A 17,577-nucleotide genomic window follows, 5' to 3' on the forward strand; every position below is an offset into this window, starting at 1 on the left:
GCGTCCGCCGGGTACTCCACGCCGTGGAAAGGCGGTGGTGCGCGTGAAGAAGCGCTGGGTGCGGCTCGGGGCGTTCGCACTGGTCGGGCTCCTGATCGTCGCGGCGGCACTGCAGATCACCGGGCTGCTGCCGAAGCTCGACCCGTTCGGAACGTCCACTGTGGACCGTTCGCAGCCCGCGGTGCTCCAGGCGGTCCGGGATCTGAGCCAGTACCACGCGGCGGTCGGTGACTACCAGGTCGTCGTCGACATCGAGAAGGACGTCCAGTGGGTGCCCGCGAGCATCGCAGGGGAGCGCACCTTGTTCGTCGCGGCGGGCTCTGTCGACGCGTACGTCGATTTCGGCCCGCTGGTGGAGAATTCGCTGACCGTGTCCGAAGACCGGCGAACGGTCGAGGTGCGCCTGCCCGAACCGAAGCTGGCGAAACCCAACTTGGACAACGAACGCAGCTACGTCTTCGGTCAGGAGCGAGGCCTGATCGACCGGCTCGGCGCATTGGTGTCCGTGCAGGACCAGCGGCCGTTCTATCTCGCCGCGGAGAAACGCATCGGTGAGGCCGCGCAGCACTCCGGCCTGCTCGAACGCGCCAAGGCCAACACCAGGGCGATGCTCACCCAGCTGCTGCGGGGGCTGGGCTTCCAGGTCACCTTCCCGGGGGAACCGGCCACCTGACCGCGCCCGGATTCCGCGTCCGTGCGGTGCTCACCCCGCCGGTCTTGACCAGGCGGGCTCGTGCTGGTGGGCTGGCGAAGTCGACTGGGAGGCGCGATGGTGACGAAGCCGAGGGACAGCCTGACCTACAGCGAACCGATCGCCACCGGGGAGGTCGTGATCGACACGTCCCCGGAGCACGTGTACCGGCTCGTCAGCGATCCGGTCTCAATGGCGGAATGCACCGAAGAACTCTGCGAGGCACGCTGGATCCGCGGCGCGACCGAGGCACGCGTCGGGAACTGGTTCTCCGGGAGCAACCGCAACGGGTGGCGGCGCTGGGTGACCCACGCCGAGATCGTCGAGGCCGAACCCGGCCGCCGGTTTGCCTACCGGGTCCGCACGCCGTTCTTCGTGCCGATTTCCCGATGGGAGTACGAAATCACCCCCGAGGGCGACGGCACCCGCCTCGCCGTGGCGAACTGGTTGCTCGTGCCGCGTTGGTTCGTCCCGATCGCGATCCTCATCACCGGCGAGCCGGACCGGGCCGGGACCAACCGGGCGAACATCGCCGCCACGTTGGAGCGGGTGAAGGCCCGGCTCGAAGGCCGGGAGTGGCACCGCTAGCGGCTCTCCCGGCCGTGGTCGTGTCGTCCGTCGGATCACGCGTGCCGTCCGTCCAGTCACGCGTGTCGTCCGTCGGATCACGCGTGCCGTCCGATCGGTCACGAGACCCGGCCCGCTCTCGGTCGCAGGTTGCGAAAGCCACTTTCGCGACGTCGGGCGTGGCCAGGAGCCAGTCGGTACCGGTGGGGCCGCTCACTCGAAGTTCTGCATCCCCCGGTTCTCCAGTTTGCGCATCACCGGGCCGGAGAGCAGGCCGTGCACGAGCACCGAGACCGCGATCGTCAGCGCCGTGATCCGCCACAGTGAGTCGGCCATGGGGAAATCGCCGTGCCCCAGCGCGTAGGAGAGGTAGTAGAGACTGCCGATCCCGCGGATACCGAAGAACGCGATCGCCGTCGCCGCCGGGCGGGTGGTGGTACCGCCGAGCAGGGCCAGACCGCCGAACAACGGGCGGACGATGCCCACCGCGGCGACCGCCACCAGGACTTCGGCGAGTTTCAGCCCGTCCAGTAACCCGTCGCCCATCGCGACGCCGAGGCCGAGCAAGGCCAGCGCGACGAAGAGCCGTTCCAGCTGATCGCCGAATTCGTGCAGCACCCCGTGGTACTCGTGCGATCGCTCGCTGGCGCGGATGGTCGCGGCCGCGGTGAACACCGCGACGAAGCCGATGCCGCCCAGCCATTCGCAGAGCGCGAAGGGCAGGAACGCGATGGCCAGCACCACCAGCCCGTCGGAGTATTCGCCAAGACGCAGTCTTTCGTGCCGCACCCGGAACATCAGCCACGACAGCAACCGGCCACAGACGAGGCCGACCAGTACGGCGACCGCGAGCGGGACGACGACCTCCGTCAGCAGCCAGGGGACCGGCGACGTGCTCGCGGTCCCGGCCCAGACGAGGGCCAGCAGCACGAACGGCATCGCCAGGCCGTCGTTGAGCCCGGCTTCCGAGGTCAGCGTGAACCGGATCTCGTTGTCCGAGCCCCGGCCGTCGTCGGTATGCGGCGCGGGAACCTGGACGTCGCTCGCCAGCACCGGGTCGGTCGGCGACAGCACGGCCCCCAGCAGCAGCGCGGCGGCGGGGGACAGGGCGAGCGCCCACCAGCCGAGCAGGGCGACCGCGCAGACCGACAGCGGCAGGGTGATCGCCAGCAGCCGCCAGGTCGAGTTCCACGACCGCCAGCCGAACAACCGGTCGGATTTCAGTCCCGCGCCGACCAGCGACACCAGCACGCCGAGTTCGGTGATCACTTCGACGGCGCCCACATGCGACCGCGGGTCGAGTACGCCCTGGCCGTAGGGGTGTCCGAACGGGAGCAGCCCGAAGACGAGCCCGCCCACCAGCAGGACCAACGGCATCGAAAGCGCGCGTTCGTGCAGCAGGTTCGGCAGCACGGCGGCACACAACGCCAGAACGCCTGCCCCGGCGAGCAAGATCTCCATTCGCCCGGAGTACCCGGGCTGCTCCTCCGCCAACCGGGCGGGGCTCAGCCGCCCACTTCAAGTCCTTTGTGGACCGTCAGGGCGACACCCGCGGCCAGCCGGTACGGCCGCGTGTCCACAATGGCCCCGAGCAGCCGACGCAGCCGGGAGACCTCGGCGCGGACGGTGACGAGGTGTTCGGCGTCGCCGTAGAGCGCCCGGCTGAGCGCCTCGGCCGAAAGGCCGGACGAGCCGGCCGTGTTGAGGTGCACCAGGATCTCCGCGTGCCGCGGGGTCACCGTGCGGACCCAGCCGACGTCGCCCGACGCCATCCGCAGCATCGGCGCGTGGCCGAGTTCGAGATCCAGCCGGACGCGGCGCGTGGTGTCGGCGGGGCGGACGAGCCAGCCTTCGGTCAGCCGTTCGGGCAGGCAGGCGCCGAGTCCCGGCACGGCGAGGATCTGTCCTTCCGCGGGCGCCGCGATCCGCGCGCCGGAAGCGACCCCGGCGGAGTGGGCCACCCAGCCGTCGTCATCCACCAGCAGTACCGGGCCGCCCACGCCGGTGACCACCGGTTCCGCGGTGCGGCGCAGCCGGTCGAGACCCTGCTGATGGTGCCGCCAGAGTTCGGATTCGACCAGGCGCCGCCCGGTCTCCACCAGCGCGCCGATCGCCGGGTGCAGGGTCAGCGCGGGACCGCTGACGTCGATCACGCCGAGCAGTTCACCGGTGCGCGGATCGTGCACCGGCGAGGCGGTGCAGTACCAGGGATGCTGACCCTGTTCGAAATGTTCGCCCGCGAGCAGTTCCACGGGCGCGGCCTCGGCGAGCGCGGTGCCGATCGCGTTGGTGCCGACCCTGGTCTCGGTCCAGACGGCGCCTTCGGTGAAGCCCAAGGTGTCGGCCCGGCGCCGCACGGCGGACGAGCCCACCCGCCAGAGGATGATCCCCTCCGCGTCGGTCACCACCAGCAGCATGTTCGCGGTGTCGGCCGTCGCGCCGACCACCTGTCCGAGGTCCTCGACAACCAGCCGCAGCGGGGAGGCGCGGCGACGGCGGGCGACCTCGTCGAACGGCACCGAATCCCGCGTGTTCACCCCGTCGGCGGCGAGCCCGAGGCTCAGCATTCGTGACCACGACCGCGACACCAGCGGCCGCGGCCGGACCCGCGGACGGCCGCCGCCGATCACGGCTTCGTGCATGCGGATCAGGTCCCTGGCGTGCATCGGCAGGTCGGCGCCGGGCGGGACCGAGCTGTGCACGCTCACAGGCCACCTCCGCACCATCGCGTCGACTGACCAGCATAGGACCGCCCGCCGAGGCGCGCCAAGGAGCCGGAGGTGCAACACGCTGCAACCTTTGCCCCGGTACCCGCCCGGGGCGTGTGATCGGGGTAACAGCCGAACGCCGAAGTTCAGGAGTGGCCATGACACAGACGGTGGACCGGATCGAGGCGACGGGCTCGCCGCAGGCCCGGGTGGACGCCTGGTTGAGCCGGTTCGAATCGGCACTCGCCGCCCGCGATGCCGACGCCGCCGCGGCGCTTTTCGCCGTCGACAGTTACTGGCGTGACCTGGTCGCCTTCACCTGGACGATCAAGACGGTCGAAGGCCGCGACGAGGTGGCCGGCATGCTCGGCGCGTGTCTCGACCGGATCGATCCGTCCGGGTTCCGTACGACCGAGACGCCGACCGAGGCCGACGGCGTGACCGAGGCGTGGCTCGAGTTCGAAACCGCGACCGGGCGCGCGAAGGGCCACTTGAGGCTGAAGGACGAAGGCGCCTGGACGTTGCTGACCAGTCTGCGCGAGCTCAAAGGTTTCGAGGAACGTCGCAACGAGCAGCGGCCGAAGGGCGTCGAGCACGGCGTCGTGCGCGGCCGGAAGTCGTGGGCCGAGAAGCGCGAGGAGGAACAGACCCGGCTCGGCTACGAGCAGCAGCCGTACGTCGTCGTCATCGGCGGCGGGCAGGGCGGGATCGCGCTCGGTGCCAGGCTGCGGCAGCTCGACGTACCCACGCTGGTCCTGGAACGCAACGAGCGGCCGGGTGATTCGTGGCGCAAGCGGTACAAGAACCTCTGCCTGCACGACCCGGTCTGGTACGACCACCTGCCTTACCTGCCGTTCCCGGAGAACTGGCCGGTGTTCGCGCCCAAGGACAAGATCGCCGACTGGCTCGAGATGTACACGCGGCTCATGGAGGTGCCGTACTGGACCAGCACCGAGGTCACCTCGGCGTCCTGGGACGAAGAACAGCAGCAGTGGCTGGTGACCGTGGTCCGGGAGGGCGAGGAGCTCGTGCTCACGCCACGGCACGTCGTGTTCGCGACCGGGATGTCGGGCAAGCCGAATCTCCCGTCGTTCCCCGGAATGGACGTTTTCGAAGGCGATCAGCACCATTCGTCCCAGCACCCCGGCCCGGATTCCTACGCGGGCAAGAAGGCTGTCGTGGTCGGCTCCAACAACTCCGCGCACGACATCTGCGCGGCACTCTGGGAGCACGGTGCGGACGTCACCATGGTGCAGCGGTCCTCCACCCACGTGGTGAAGTCGGATTCGCTGATGGAGCTGGGATTGGGCGACCTGTACTCGGAACGCGCGGTGCGGTCGGGGATCACCACCGACAAGGCGGACATGATCTTCGCGTCGATCCCGTACCGGATCATGCCGCAGTTCCAGATCCCGGTGTACGACGCGATCCGCGAGCGGGACAAGGACTTCTACGCGCGGCTGGAAGCGGCCGGGTTCCAGCACGACTGGGGCGACGACGGATCCGGTCTGTTCCTGAAGTATCTGCGCCGCGGCTCCGGCTACTACATCGACGTCGGCGCGTCGGAACTGGTCGCCGACGGGAAGATCAAGCTCGCCCACGGGCAGGTCGATCATCTGACGCGGGACGCGGTCGTGCTGTCCGACGGCACGGAACTCAAGGCGGACCTCGTCGTCTACGCGACCGGCTATGGCTCGATGAACGGCTGGGTCGCCGACCTGGTCGGGCAGGAGACGGCGGACCTCGTCGGCAAATGCTGGGGCCTCGGCTCCGGGACGACGAAGGACCCGGGCCCGTGGGAGGGGGAGCAGCGCAACATGTGGAAACCCACGCGGCAGGAAGGCCTTTGGTTCCACGGCGGGAACCTGCACCAGTCGCGGCACTACTCGCTTTACCTGGCGCTGCAACTGAAAGCGCGCTACGAGGGCATCCCGACGCCGGTGTACGGGCTCCAGGAGGTGCACCACAAGTCGTGATGACCTAAGGCTTCGGTGCCGGACCCCGGGCGGGCCGGCACCGGAGGGCGCCGCCCCCGGACCACGGGCGGTCGACGGCGTCGGGCACCGCCTCCAGACCCTGGGCGGTTCCCGGCGTCGTACCCGTGTTCAGCGGGCGGCCTTCGCGTAACGGCGGGCCAGCAGCGCGAAGGCTTCCTTGAGTTCGGGAGGCCCGACGACCTCGATGTCGGCGTCGAACCGGCCGATACTCGCCGCGAGTCCGGCCCACGACCACGAGCCCAGCACCAGCCGACACCGATCGGGGCCGAGTTCTTCCACGACACCATCGCGGACGTAGTGGGACACGGTCGCCGCGGGGAGGTCGAGAACGACTTCGCCGCGGCACGGCCATTCGCCGGTCTCGGACGAACCACGGAAGCGGCTCGCGACGAACGTGGCGACGTCGGGAGCCGGCAGGTCACGCGGCGTGAACCGTGGGCCGGTAGGGGTACGCGGCGAGATCCGGTCGGCCCGGAAGGTGCGCCAGTCCGCGCGATCGAGATCCCAGGCGACGAGATACCAGCGGCCGTGCCAGGTGACCAGGTGATGCGGTTCCGCCCGCCGCGGCGCGTCCGCGTAGTCGAACCGCAGGACCTCGCGGGCGTGCACGGCCGCGCCGAGCGCGAGCAGGACGTCGCCGTCGACCCGGGGTTCCGACCGGCTCGCGGGAGATTCGACGGCGGTGACCCGCAGGGTGTCGATCCGGCGCCGCAGCCGGGAGGGCATCACCTGCCGGACGGTGTGCAGCGCCCGCATCGCCGCTTCCTCGATCCCCGCGCCGCTGGTGGTGGCGATCTGGAGCGCGACGGCCAGCGCGACCGCCTGATCGTCGTCGAACAGCAGCGGCGGCAGTTCGGACCCGGCGTCGAGCCGGTATCCGCCGTCGGGGCCCTTGATGGTCGCGATGGGGTAGCCGAGTTCGCGCAGCCTGTCGACGTCGCGCCGGACGGTGCGCGGGCTGATGTCCAGCCGCTCGGCCAGCAGCGCCCCCGGCCAGTCGCGGCGGGCCTGCAGCAACGAGAGCATCGACAGCAGGCGCGCGGAGGTCTTCGGCATGTTTTCCATGATGCCTCCAGTAGAGGCCACAACCTGTCCTCTACCCCTGCGAGAGTCGTCTTGTGCCAGAAAACGACAACCCGGAGGGCCCGATGACCGCCACCATCCTCGACGCCGAGCGCGCCGACCTGCTCGAAGCCCTCGACACCGTCCGCGCCGCGCTGACCACCACCGTCCAGGGGCTCACCGACGAGCAGCTCGACGGGCATCCGACGGTCAGCGAACTGAGCCTCGGCGGCCTGATCAAACACGTCGCCTCGATCGAGGAGATGTGGCTGCGGTTCGCGGTCGACGGCCCGTCCGCGATGACCTACGACCTGCCGGAAGGCGTCACCTGGGCGGACCTCGGCGCCGGGACCGCGCGCGAGTTCCCGCAGTGGGCGATCGACCACCAGAACAACTTCAGGATGCTGCCCGGCGACACGCTCGCGGGGATCCTCGCGCGCTACGAGCAGGTGGCCGCGCGGACGAAGGAGATCGTCTCGTCGATTCCGGACCTCTCCGCGACGCACCCGCTGCCGGACGCGCCCTGGAACCCGCCGGGCGCGGTGCGCAGCGTGCGCCGCGTGCTGACGCACGTCATCGCCGAGACCGCTCAGCACGCCGGCCACGCCGACATCCTGCGGGAGAGCATCGACGGCCAGAAGTCGACCTGACCGTTCGTGCGCGCTCTCCGCCGGAGAACGGCGCGACTGTGTGGATTTCGGGGCGTTGGATGACCAGAAATCCACACAGTCCCGCGTGACTGGGCCGGTCACGACGGGGTGTGTGGAAATAGGGACGTTCAACGTCTCTATTTCCACACACCCCTCACCCCCAGTGCATGAAGCAAGCCACTCACGAGGGGGCATAGCTCCCTCACAGCTTCCTGCCGTAGGGTCCCCGCCCGTCGGTGGCGGGTGATCTTGGTGGTGGTCGTGTGCGGGAGACGGAGCGGCGGTTCCGCCCGGAAATCCAGGGACTGCGGGCCCTCGCTTGCGTTCTCGTGGTCGTCTACCACGTCTGGCTCGGCCGGATCTCCGGCGGCGTCGACGCGTTCTTCCTGATCTCCGGCTTCCTCGTCACCGGCCAGCTCTACCGCGCGGCGGCGCGCGGGAGGATCGAGTACCGGCCGATGTGGGGCCGGATGATCAAGCGGCTGTTCCCGGCCGCGCTCACCGTGCTGCTGCTCGTCGTCGCGGTGAGCATGCTGCTGCTGCCGCAGAACCGCTGGTTCCAGACGATCAAGGAGGTCGTCGCCTCCGCGCTCTACGTGGAGAACTGGCGGCTGGCGGCGGATTCCGCCGACTACTTCGCGCAGCACGATTCGGCGAGCGTCGTACAGCACTTCTGGTCGTTGTCGATCCAAGGGCAGTTCTACGTGGTCTGGCCGCTGCTGGTCGGCCTAGTGCTGCTGGTCGCCAGGCGGACACGTCGCAACGTCCGGCCGATGCTTCTCGGCGTACTCGGCACGGTGTTCGCGGCTTCGCTGGCGTATTCGGTGTGGCTGACCGCGGTCGACCAGCCGCTGGCGTACTTCGATTCGCTGACGCGGGTTTGGGAATTCGCGCTCGGGGGTCTGCTCGCGCTGGTGCTCGACCGGGTTCCGGTGCCCCGCCCGGCGCGCGTCGTGTTCGGCTGGGCCGGGGTCGCCGGGCTCGTCTCCTGCGGTCTGGTGCTCCAGGTCGGCACGGTCTTCCCCGGGTACCTCGCGCTCTGGCCGACACTTTCCGCCGCGCTGGTGATCCTCGCGGGCGACACCGCGTTCAAGGGCGGCGCCGACCGGTTCCTCAGCAGCCGCCCGCTGAAGTACCTGGGCGACCTGAGCTACGCGCTCTACCTCTGGCACTGGCCGGTCCTGGTGTTCTACCTCGTCGCCCGTGACCGCGAGGAAGTGGGCCTGCGCGGCGGCGCGGTGATCATCGCGCTGTCGTTCGTTCTCGCCGTTCTCACCCATCACCTGGTCGAAAAACCGGTCCGCGTTTCCGCGATCGGAACGCGGAACCGTTGGGGCGCCTACCGTTTCGGTGTCGCGACGTTAGCGGCCGTGCTCGCCGCGACGGGCGCTTGGCAGTGGGTGAGTGTGAGCCAGGCGGAGAGTTATGCGATCGCGGTGGACGATCCCGACCATCCCGGCGCGCTCGCGCACACCGAAGGATTCACTTACTGGGGTGCCGACGACGCCGCACTCGTCCCGTCGTTCGTCGCGGTGTCCGAAGACTGGGCAGGGATCGACCCGGGGCGCTGCGGTCCCTCCCCGCGCAACGCCGACCTCGAGGTCTGCACGTCGCAGACCTCCGGGCATCCCGCCCGCCGGATCGTGGTCGCCGGCGACTCCCACGCCGGGCAGTTCCTCGGCGCCCTGCTCCCGATCGCCGAGAAGAAGAACTGGGAGGTCACGGCGATCCTCCGCGGCGGCTGCCCGTTCTCCACCGACTCCGACGCCGTGCCGGGCGACCAGGCCTGCATCGACTGGAACTCCGCCGTCGTGGACGAGATCGTCACGACCCGGCCCGACGCGGTGATGACGATCGGCACCAGGGACGTGAAGGTCGGCGTCGAGGAACGGGTTCCCGCCGGCTACATCGCCCAGTGGCGCAAGGTCGACGAAGCGGGCATCCCCGTGGTGGCGGTGCGGGACAACCCGCGCTTCGGTCAGTCGCCGTCGGCGTGTGTCGAGAGCCGTGGCGCGGAGGCGCCCGAATGCGCGACCCCGCGCTACGACCTTTATGCGGCGGAGCCGCCGTACGAGGCATTGCCGGATCTGCCGTCGAACGTGCGCTTCCTCGACTTCAGCGACTACTTCTGCACGGCCGAGGTCTGCCCGCCGGTGATCGGCAACGTGCTCGTCTACCTCGACGACAACCACGTCAGCGGTACCTACATGGCGACGATGTCGGCGATCGCGGAGAAGGCGATCACCGAGGCCCTCGGCTGGGCGGACGATCACGCGGAGGAACCACCGCCGGGAGGGTGATCCAGACAACAGATCGCCGCTGAATTGCGGAATACTGCACTGATTCGATGGTTTGCCAATATTCAACGCAACGATCAGCCCTTATCGGCGCATTGGAGCGGCGGATATCGTCGTCACCATGAAGGTCGCCGTCCATCAGGGCTCGTACGCCGAGCTGCCGTCCGCCGTCGCGGCGTCGGGCGCCGATCTCGTGATCGCCGCCGAGATGATCACCACCGGCTACCACATCGGCGCCCGTTCCCACGAGCTCGCCGAACCGGCCGACGGTCCGACAGCGGCGCGGATGTCGGTACTGGCAAGAGAAACCGGCGTCGCGCTGGCCTATGGGTACCCCGAGTCGGACGACGGCAAGGTGTACAACAGCGTCCAGCTGATCGGCCCCGCCGGGCAGCGGCTGGCGAACTACCGCAAGACGCATCTGTTCGGCGACATCGACCGTGACCGGTTCGAGCCGGGCACCGAGGCGATCGTGCAGGCCGAGCTCGGCGGTCTCCGCGTCGGCCTCCTGATCTGCTACGACGTCGAGTTCCCCGAGCTGGTGCGCGCGCACGCGCTGGCGGGGACCGAACTGCTCGTGGTGCCGACCGCGCTGATGAGCCCGTACGAACTGGTCGCCGACACGCTGGTACCCGCCCGCGCCTACGAGAGCCAGCTGTTCGTCGCCTACGCGAACCGGTGCGACACCGAACAGGAGCTGACCTACTGCGGCCGATCCTGCGTCGCCGCCTCGACCGGCGAAGTGCTCGCCCGCGCGGGCGACGGCCCGGAGCTGATCAGCGCCGAAGTCACCCGTGACGCGCTCGTCGCGTCGCGTCTGGAGAACACCCACCTCGCCGACCGACGGCCCGAGCTGTACCGAGGACTTCCCGCATGACCTCCGCCCTCCCGACCGCGATCCACCACGACGAACCGGCGGGCCGCCCGATCACCATGTTCGGCCCCGATTTCCCCTTCGCTTACGACGATTTCCTCGCCCACCCGGCCGGGCTCGGCTCGCTCCCCGCGGAACGCCACGGCACCGAGGTGGCGGTGATCGGCGGTGGCCTCTCCGGCATCGTCACCGCGTACGAGCTGATGAAACTCGGCCTGCGCCCGGTCGTGTACGAGATCGCCGAGATCGGCGGCCGCCTGCGCACGGTGAACTTCCCCGGCTGCCCGGACGACGTCGTCGCGGAGATGGGCGCGATGCGCTTCCCGCCGTCGTCGACCGCGCTCTTCCACTACATCGACAAGGTCGGCCTGGAGACCACGCCGTTCCCGAACCCGCTGGCGGAGGGGACGCCGAGCACCGTCGTCGACCTCAAGGGGGAGAGCCACTACGCGCGCACCGCGGACGAACTCCCCGCCGTCTTCGGCAAGGTCGCGGCCGCCTGGGACAGCACGCTGTCCGAGCAGGCCGCGTTCACCGAGATGCAGAAGGCGATCCGCGACCGCGACGTGAAGACGATCAAGCGGCTGTGGAACGAACTCGTGCCGAAGCTGGACAACCAGACCTTCTACGGTTTCCTCTGCGACTCGCCCGCGTTCGCCTCGTTCCGCGACCGCGAGATCTTCGGGCAGGTCGGCTTCGGCACCGGCGGCTGGGACACCGACTTCCCGAACTCGATCCTGGAGATCCTGCGGGTGGTCTACACCGGCGCCGACGACGAGCACCGCAGCATCGTCGGCGGCAGCAGGCAGCTTCCGTTGCGGCTGTGGGAACACGCGCCCGAGGACATCGCGTTCTGGCCCGCCGGAACGAGTTTGAGCTCGCTCCACGGCGGAAGCCCGAACCCGGGTGTCGCCAGGCTGCACCGCACCGCGCCGAACAACATCACCGTGACCGACACCGAAGGCCGCATCCGCACCTATCCGGCGGCGGTGTTCACCGCACAGAGCTGGATGCTGCTGTCGAAGATCGCCTGCGACGAGGCGCTGTTCCCGATCGACCACTGGACGGCGATCGAGCGCACGCACTACATGGAGTCCTCGAAGGTCTTCGTCCCGGTCGACCGGCCCTTCTGGCTGGACAAGGACCCGGCGACCGGCCGCGACACGATGAGCATGACGCTCACCGACCGGATGCCGCGCGGCACGTACCTGCTCGGCGACGATCCGGACGCGCCCGCGGTGATCTGCCTGTCCTACACCTGGGCCGACGATTCGCTGAAGTGGCTGCCGCTCTCGGTCTCCGAGCGGGTCGAGGTGATGCTGCAGTCACTGAAGGAGATCTATCCGGGCGTCGACGTCCGGCGGCACATCATCGGCGACCCGGTGACCGTGTCGTGGGAGGCCGAACCGCATTTCATGGGCGCGTTCAAGGCCAACCTGCCCGGCCACTACCGCTACCAGCACCGGCTGTTCACCCACTTCAAACAGGACCGGCTTCAGGAGCGCCACCGCGGTCTGTTCCTGGCGGGCGACGACGTCTCGTGGACGGCGGGCTGGGCCGAAGGCGCGGTCCAGACGGCGCTCAACGCGGTGTGGGGCGTCCTGCATCACTTCGGCGGCGAGACCGACCCGGCGAACCCGGGACCGGGTGACGTCTACGACGAGATCGCGCCCGTCGAACTGCCCGACTGAGCGCGGCGGCCCACCAGCCACGCCATGCCTGTCGCGAGGAGAGCACCGATGGTGTTCATCAGCCAGTCGCCGGTGTCGCAGGCGCGGCCGATGGCGGGGACGAACGCCTGCAACGCCTCGATCACGGCGGACAGCGCCGAACCCGCCGCGAGCATCGTCAACGGCCGCCGGGACGCGAGCGCGGCGAAGTACACCGGGGGCAGGAACAGCGCGATGTTGGCCAGGAGTTCCACCGAGCCGAGCGTGGGCAGGAAGAACTGCGCCGTGCAGACGACCTCGTCGATCGTGTGCACGGTCGGCACCAGGGTCAGCGCGAAGACCGGCACCAGGGATACGCCGGTGAGGGTCCACAGGATCCGGCGCCTGTCCGCGAACAGATAGCCCAAGGCGGCGCAGACGAGCGCGACCAGCAGGATCGCCACCGGCACGAGGGCGGAGTGGTCGAGCAGGAAGTTCGTGATCATGGCGAGCCGATCCTACGAGCCGCTGAACCCGACCTTCGCCGACGGCACCACGCGCACCCGTCCGCCGGGATGGATCGCTGTGCTCAGGAGCAGGTTGTGCCGGGCGATGACCTGTTCGGCCGTCAGGCCCGTGGTGGGGTCGCCGTCGGCGGACGGCGCGTGGCCGTCGGCGACCAGCACGACGTCCAGCCCGTGGCTCTGCGCGGACCGGGCGGTCGCGTCGACGCAGTAGTCGGTGGCCAGCCCGGTCAGCACCACCGTGTCGACGCCCCGGTCGGCCAGGAGCCCGGCCAGCCCGGTGCGGTAGAAGGAGTCGGTCGCCGTCTTGTCGACCACCAGGTCGATCGGTTCGAGACCGAGCAGCGCGCTGACCCGGGTGCCCGGCGACGCGGGATCGAAGTCGGTGCCGGGAGCGCCGATCTGCCGCAGCGCGATCACCGGGACGCCGTTCTCACGGGCCCGCCGGGCGAGACCGGCGATCCGGGCCGCCAGCTCCTCGCCGCGCCAGACCAGGGGGACGAGCATTTCCTGCATGTCGACGATCAGCAGCGCGGCCCTCATACGCCGCAGCCTAGGGCAGCGCGGCGGGCGACTCCGCCTCCGGGATGAGCAGCCGGGGCGTGCCGGTCCCATCGGCGGGGACGGCCCAGACGTCGGAGTGTCCTTGCGTGCGGGGAAGGGCGTAGGCGACGGTGCGGTCGTCGAGCCAGGCCGACTGGTCGTCGACGCTCCGGGTCTCGGCCAGCGGGGTCACCGTGCCGCCCGCGAGGTCGAGCACCGAGACCCGCCAGCCCTTCGCGGGGTCGCCGTCGATGGCGGACTTGTAGGCGATGCGGGTCTCGTCGGGGGAGAGGGACGGGCATTCGACGTTGTCCCGCACCGTCCGCACGGTGCGGGCCTTCGAGTCGCCTTCGACGAGATACCGGTGGGAGCCGGTGGACATGGTGGCGTAGAACCGGCCCGGCTGCCGGGTGAAGGTGACGCCCCAGAAGTTGACGTCGGCCGCCTGGTACGGCTTGCCGTCCACGGTCACGGCGAAGTCCTCCAGTGTGCCCTCGACGTCGCCGGTGGTGAGGTCGAGGGTGCCGGCGCGGGTGGAGAACCGGCCGCCGTTGTAGGAGTCGCCGGTGACGAAGACCGTCCACGCCAGCCGTTGCCCGTCGGCCGAGACCCGCGCCCGGTTGGGCACCCCGACCAGCGGTATCTCCTGCGTCACCGCGAGACGGCGGTCGAGCACGGCCAGCTGGTAGGTGGTCAGCCCGGTCTCCGGCCGCAGGCAGATCGCGGTGCCGCCCGCCGCGTGGACCCGGCTGCAGGACACCGTCGACACCGCCCGTGCCCCGCCTGGGTCGGCCGCGCTGACACTGGAGACGTGCCCGCGATCGGCGTCGGCGGTGCTGCGGAAGAGTAACCGCCCGCCGTCGAGGGTGACTGCGTCGCTGGTACCCGCCGAGGCGGCGCCTTGGTTGCGCGCGCCCGCCGCCCCGACGTAGAGCACGGCGGCCGCGGCCAGCGCGAGGGTTCCGGACACGGCGATCAGGACGCGGGTGCGGGTGTTCACGGTCGTGCCTTCCTGCGAGGGAGCCGAAGAACTGATGTGGGGTGAGGCGAGTCCGGGTACGACGCTGACGAGTTCGCGACGTGCCCCATGGTCGAGGCGTGTCGCGAAAGCCACTTTCGGGACATCAGACGTCCCGAAAGTGGCTTTCGCGACACCGTCGCCGGGTCTCGGGGCGGGAGCTTTCCGCGCCCCACAAGGCCCCCGTGGGCGTGTCCACAGTGGACACGCCCACGGGGCTCACCCGGTCACCGCCAGACGTTCGTGATCGGAGGCTTGTTCGCCGCGTTGCCGATGCCCGGCAGGCCGAACGCCGCCTCGATCGTGCGGAGGATCGAGTAGTGGTTGATCGATTCGCTGTAGCTGCCCGGCTTCACGTTGGCACCGACGAACGTGGTGAAGATCTGGTTCACCGACGTCCCGCTGTCTTCGTCGAAATTGACGATCAGCAGGCTGTTGTGCGTCTTGGCCCACTGGGCGTAGGCGTCGAGGTTCTTCTTCAGCCATTTGTCACCGGTGTCGACCGGGCAGTCGTGCATGTCGCTGCACAGGTCCGGGGTCACGAAAGCGACGTCCGGCAGCTTGGTGAAGTCGCTCGGGAACGCCGAGAACCGTTTGTTCGCCGACGACGGCACATTGCTGAAGCTGACCCAGCTGTTGTGCTTGCGCGCGTATTTTCCCTTCGTGCAGCCGGTGTAGCCGTCGGAAGGCATGCTTTCGGCATAGCCGACGAACTTCTTGCCGATTCCCGCCAGCTGGGAAGCGAGATTCTCCTTGTTCCCGAGATCCTGGCATTTGTTGCTGTCGACCCCGTGCGTCGAGCCCGCGAACTGGGCGATGTAGTTCGGCTGGCTCGGGTGCGTCGTCCCGTACGCCTTGGTGAACTTGGCCCCCTGCGCGGCGAGCTGGTTGAAGTAGGGCGCCTTCGAACTGCCGCTGATCTCCTTGTAGTCCTTGTTTTCGAACATCACCAGAACGATGTGGTCGAACTTGGGCACCGCCGCCGCGGCGGGCTCCACCGCGACGGCGGGAGTGTCCTGATGGGACACCACCAGCGCCGTGGCCAGCCCGGTCGCGGCAACGGCCGCGACCGCGATCCGTTTCCAGAACATTGAAACCTCCTGAAACAAGTTGAAACTTTGACGACCGGCCGTCGGGTTCAGCGGCGCTCCGCAGGCGTCGACAGAGTCGAGACATCAGATGTCTCAGGTGCATTTAAACGGCAGGGCAGTCCGCGGCCCATCAAGATCGCCTGACTGGAGCAGTCGGCGGGTGTGGAACGCCCCAAAACCGGCATTACTTGGCACGAAACCATGTAAACCGGCGCGCGTCTTGTGTCCTGACGCGCGAACCGATCAACTTATGCCAACTCGCTGATTCAGCCGGTTGACAGTGGTGGCGCCATTGCCGCCACTTCATGGTGCACTCATCCGACCATTGTTAAGCTGGTCGGCGTGAAGCCCTTTTCGCCGAGACCGGCCGGATACACGATCGAAGAACTCTCCACGATCGTCGGCATGTCGGCGCGCAATATCCGGGCCCATCAGACCAGGGGCCTGCTCGCCCCGCCGGTGCGGCACGGCAGGACCGCCTACTACGGGCCGACCCACCTGCGGCGCCTCCGGCGGATCACGATGCTGCAGAAACAGGGCTTCAACCTGGTGTCCATCGCCGCGATGCTCGGAACGGCCACAGTGGACCGCGCCGACGGGCTGGACGCGGCGATGGCCGACATCGCCCGTGACCAGCCCGCCGTCGTCCGCTGCCTGGAGCGGCACGGCGTGCTCGGGCGGGACGACGCGGGGGCGCCGGCGGTCGTGCGTCCGTCGGTCTCGCGCGCGGTGGCGGAGCTCGCCGGAGCCGGGGTGCCGCCCGCCGCGGCCCTGCGGTTCCTCGGACAGTTCATGGACCGGGTCGCGCCGCTGGCGGGCGAACAGCTGGCCGCGCTCAAAGCCCAGGTCGGCGGTGTGTCGGAAGCTCCGATGGCCTGTTTCGCCGAGCTTCTGGTAAGCGCTTTCAGAACGACCGTGGAGAACGCGGCCGAAGTCAGTTTCGCAGACGGGGAGCCAGTGCCACGGCCGACGAGGTGACCGCCGCCGTCGCCACGTCGAGGCTCGTGCCGTCGGCGAAAGCGGACAGCATGACGACGATGTAGCGGTCGCCATCACCGACGAGCCCGGTCGTGTGCGCGTCCACCGAGCCTCGTCCGGCCGCCCAGCCCTGTTTCACGGCCCACGGCCGGCCGGGGAAGGCCGACGGAATGCCGAAATGCTGGTCGAACCCGTCCGTGGCGGTGCGTGTCGCCCTCCGGAGCGGTTCGAGCACCACGTTTCGTTTGGCCTTCGGCAGGCCGAGGACATGCCGGTACACCGCGGCGACGTCGTCCGCTGTGGACAGTGTGTCGCCCCAGCGACCCGGATCGGCGGGCGGGGTGGTGTTCTTCAGTCCCACAACGGCCGCCGTCCTGGTGACTATCGCAGGCCCGCCGTTCCTGGTCCAGAGCGTGTTGGCGACGGCGTCGTCGCTTTTCGCCAGCATCCGATGGATCTGGGATTCGTCGGTCCTGCTCGCCTTGCGGGTCACGGCGTCCAGCGCGATGAACAGTTTCACGACCGACGCGGTGCGGAATCGTTCCGCGCCCCCGACGCCGATCACCTGCTCGCCCGAGGTGCGGTCGAAGACCACGGTGGCGTCGCGTCTTTCCGCTGCCGGAGCATCTCCGGTGCCGACGCGGAACAGCACGTAGCCGAGGACCGCGGCGATCACCAGGAAAGCGATCAGGATCGTCGCGCGAAGGCGTGGGCGCCGCGTGCGCGGCATCGCGATGGGTGTGGTGCGTTGGTCGAGCATGCCGCCGATGTTCAGAGCCGATCATCGTGGCTCCGTCTCGTTCATGTCATGACTCTGTAACGGCGAGCCCATACATCGAAAGCGCTTTCTCGCTTCGGCGGATCGGCCGGGAAAACGGGCGTCCGCATCGGCCGATCGACCGATGCGGACCATTCGTCCGGTGGATGT

Annotated in this window: 16 protein-coding genes; 8 read left to right on the forward strand and 8 right to left on the reverse strand. The window is 69.2% G+C overall.

Annotated features, from left to right (window positions below; all coding sequences use genetic code 11):
* Window positions 1-37: 37 nt before the first annotated feature.
* Window positions 38-673, forward strand: a complete 636-nt coding sequence (locus H4W30_RS05695; RefSeq protein ID WP_192742445.1) for a DUF4230 domain-containing protein — start codon at window positions 38-40, stop codon at window positions 671-673.
* Window positions 674-769: 96 nt separating this feature from the next.
* The gene (locus tag H4W30_RS05700; RefSeq protein ID WP_192741811.1) at window positions 770-1,279 is read left to right on the forward strand and encodes an SRPBCC family protein; all 510 of its coding nucleotides are present in this window, start codon (window positions 770-772) and stop codon (window positions 1,277-1,279) included.
* Between the two features lie 192 nt (window positions 1,280-1,471).
* Here the strand turns inward: H4W30_RS05700 and H4W30_RS05705 are convergent, their stop codons facing one another.
* Both H4W30_RS05705 and H4W30_RS05710 read right to left on the reverse strand, forming a co-directional pair.
* Complete coding sequence (locus tag H4W30_RS05705; protein ID WP_225948783.1) at window positions 1,472-2,719, reverse strand: cation:proton antiporter; 1,248 nt, start codon at window positions 2,717-2,719, stop codon at window positions 1,472-1,474.
* 44 nt (window positions 2,720-2,763) lie between these two features.
* Complete coding sequence (locus H4W30_RS05710; RefSeq protein WP_192741813.1) at window positions 2,764-3,966, reverse strand: sigma-54-dependent transcriptional regulator family protein; 1,203 nt, start codon at window positions 3,964-3,966, stop codon at window positions 2,764-2,766.
* Window positions 3,967-4,124: 158 nt separating this feature from the next.
* Between H4W30_RS05710 and H4W30_RS05715 the strand changes: the two genes are divergently transcribed.
* Complete coding sequence (locus H4W30_RS05715; RefSeq protein ID WP_192741814.1) at window positions 4,125-5,942, forward strand: flavin-containing monooxygenase; 1,818 nt, start codon at window positions 4,125-4,127, stop codon at window positions 5,940-5,942.
* 129 nt (window positions 5,943-6,071) lie between these two features.
* On the opposite strand, the gene H4W30_RS05720 is transcribed toward H4W30_RS05715, so the two are convergent.
* Window positions 6,072-7,019, reverse strand: coding sequence for a helix-turn-helix transcriptional regulator (locus H4W30_RS05720; RefSeq protein ID WP_192741815.1), 948 nt, complete (start codon window positions 7,017-7,019; stop codon window positions 6,072-6,074).
* A gap of 92 nt (window positions 7,020-7,111) precedes the next feature.
* On the opposite strand from H4W30_RS05720, the gene H4W30_RS05725 reads away from it, so the two are divergent.
* The 4 genes from H4W30_RS05725 (at window position 7,112) to H4W30_RS05740 (ending at window position 12,537) form a co-directional block, all read left to right on the forward strand.
* Window positions 7,112-7,675 carry a DinB family protein gene (locus H4W30_RS05725; RefSeq protein WP_192741816.1) on the forward strand — a complete coding sequence of 188 codons (564 nt, stop codon included), beginning with the start codon at window positions 7,112-7,114 and terminating at the stop codon, window positions 7,673-7,675.
* A 263-nt stretch (window positions 7,676-7,938) separates the two neighbouring features.
* Complete coding sequence (locus H4W30_RS05730; RefSeq protein ID WP_192741817.1) at window positions 7,939-9,975, forward strand: acyltransferase family protein; 2,037 nt, start codon at window positions 7,939-7,941, stop codon at window positions 9,973-9,975.
* 118 nt (window positions 9,976-10,093) lie between these two features.
* Window positions 10,094-10,849: a carbon-nitrogen hydrolase family protein gene (locus H4W30_RS05735; RefSeq protein WP_192741818.1), complete on the forward strand. Its 756-nt coding sequence runs from the start codon at window positions 10,094-10,096 to the stop codon at window positions 10,847-10,849.
* Complete coding sequence (locus H4W30_RS05740) at window positions 10,846-12,537, forward strand: flavin monoamine oxidase family protein (protein ID WP_192741819.1); 1,692 nt, start codon at window positions 10,846-10,848, stop codon at window positions 12,535-12,537. The genes H4W30_RS05735 and H4W30_RS05740 overlap by 4 nt, the downstream gene beginning before the upstream one ends.
* On the opposite strand, the gene H4W30_RS05745 is transcribed toward H4W30_RS05740, so the two are convergent.
* The 4 genes from H4W30_RS05745 to H4W30_RS05760 all read right to left on the reverse strand — a co-directional run bounded on the left by H4W30_RS05745 (window position 12,501) and on the right by H4W30_RS05760 (window position 15,671).
* On the reverse strand, window positions 12,501-13,001 hold the full coding sequence (locus H4W30_RS05745; protein WP_192741820.1) for a VanZ family protein: 501 nt from the start codon (window positions 12,999-13,001) through the stop codon (window positions 12,501-12,503). The two genes, H4W30_RS05740 and H4W30_RS05745, sit on opposite strands and share 37 nt — an antisense overlap.
* Window positions 13,002-13,013: 12 nt before the next feature.
* On the reverse strand, window positions 13,014-13,562 hold the full coding sequence (locus H4W30_RS05750) for a cysteine hydrolase family protein (protein ID WP_192741821.1): 549 nt from the start codon (window positions 13,560-13,562) through the stop codon (window positions 13,014-13,016).
* Window positions 13,563-13,572: 10 nt separating this feature from the next.
* Window positions 13,573-14,562, reverse strand: coding sequence for a TolB family protein (locus H4W30_RS05755; RefSeq protein ID WP_192741822.1), 990 nt, complete (start codon window positions 14,560-14,562; stop codon window positions 13,573-13,575).
* A 245-nt stretch (window positions 14,563-14,807) separates the two neighbouring features.
* Window positions 14,808-15,671 carry an alkaline phosphatase family protein gene (locus H4W30_RS05760; RefSeq protein WP_192741823.1) on the reverse strand — a complete coding sequence of 288 codons (864 nt, stop codon included), beginning with the start codon at window positions 15,669-15,671 and terminating at the stop codon, window positions 14,808-14,810.
* Window positions 15,672-16,013: 342 nt separating this feature from the next.
* Between H4W30_RS05760 and H4W30_RS05765 the strand changes: the two genes are divergently transcribed.
* A complete protein-coding gene (locus H4W30_RS05765; RefSeq protein ID WP_192741824.1) occupies window positions 16,014-16,649 on the forward strand; it encodes a helix-turn-helix domain-containing protein in 636 nt (211 codons plus the stop codon).
* Here the strand turns inward: H4W30_RS05765 and H4W30_RS05770 are convergent.
* Entirely contained in the window at window positions 16,606-17,409 is an 804-nt protein-coding gene (locus H4W30_RS05770) for a serine hydrolase (RefSeq protein WP_192741825.1), read from the reverse strand. The two genes, H4W30_RS05765 and H4W30_RS05770, sit on opposite strands and share 44 nt — an antisense overlap.
* Between the last annotated feature and the right edge of the window lie 168 nt (window positions 17,410-17,577).

The organism is Amycolatopsis roodepoortensis (assembly GCF_014873915.1).
Lineage (GTDB): Bacteria > Actinomycetota > Actinomycetes > Mycobacteriales > Pseudonocardiaceae > Amycolatopsis > Amycolatopsis roodepoortensis.

Excerpts from the sequence above, each read along its gene's own strand:
- H4W30_RS05700 (WP_192741811.1), top strand. The coding sequence starts at position 770 with ATGGTGACGAAGCCGAGGGACAGCCTGACCTACAGCGAACCGATCGCC.
- H4W30_RS05705 (WP_225948783.1), bottom strand. The coding sequence starts at position 2,719 with ATGGAGATCTTGCTCGCCGGGGCAGGCGTTCTGGCGTTGTGTGCCGCC.
- H4W30_RS05715 (WP_192741814.1), top strand. The coding sequence starts at position 4,125 with ATGACACAGACGGTGGACCGGATCGAGGCGACGGGCTCGCCGCAGGCC.
- H4W30_RS05720 (WP_192741815.1), bottom strand. The coding sequence starts at position 7,019 with ATGCCGAAGACCTCCGCGCGCCTGCTGTCGATGCTCTCGTTGCTGCAG.
- H4W30_RS05725 (WP_192741816.1), top strand. The coding sequence starts at position 7,112 with ATGACCGCCACCATCCTCGACGCCGAGCGCGCCGACCTGCTCGAAGCC.
- H4W30_RS05735 (WP_192741818.1), top strand. The coding sequence starts at position 10,094 with ATGAAGGTCGCCGTCCATCAGGGCTCGTACGCCGAGCTGCCGTCCGCC.
- H4W30_RS05740 (WP_192741819.1), top strand. The coding sequence starts at position 10,846 with ATGACCTCCGCCCTCCCGACCGCGATCCACCACGACGAACCGGCGGGC.
- H4W30_RS05745 (WP_192741820.1), bottom strand. The coding sequence starts at position 13,001 with ATGATCACGAACTTCCTGCTCGACCACTCCGCCCTCGTGCCGGTGGCG.
- H4W30_RS05750 (WP_192741821.1), bottom strand. The coding sequence starts at position 13,562 with ATGAGGGCCGCGCTGCTGATCGTCGACATGCAGGAAATGCTCGTCCCC.
- H4W30_RS05760 (WP_192741823.1), bottom strand. The coding sequence starts at position 15,671 with ATGTTCTGGAAACGGATCGCGGTCGCGGCCGTTGCCGCGACCGGGCTG.
- H4W30_RS05770 (WP_192741825.1), bottom strand. The coding sequence starts at position 17,409 with ATGCTCGACCAACGCACCACACCCATCGCGATGCCGCGCACGCGGCGC.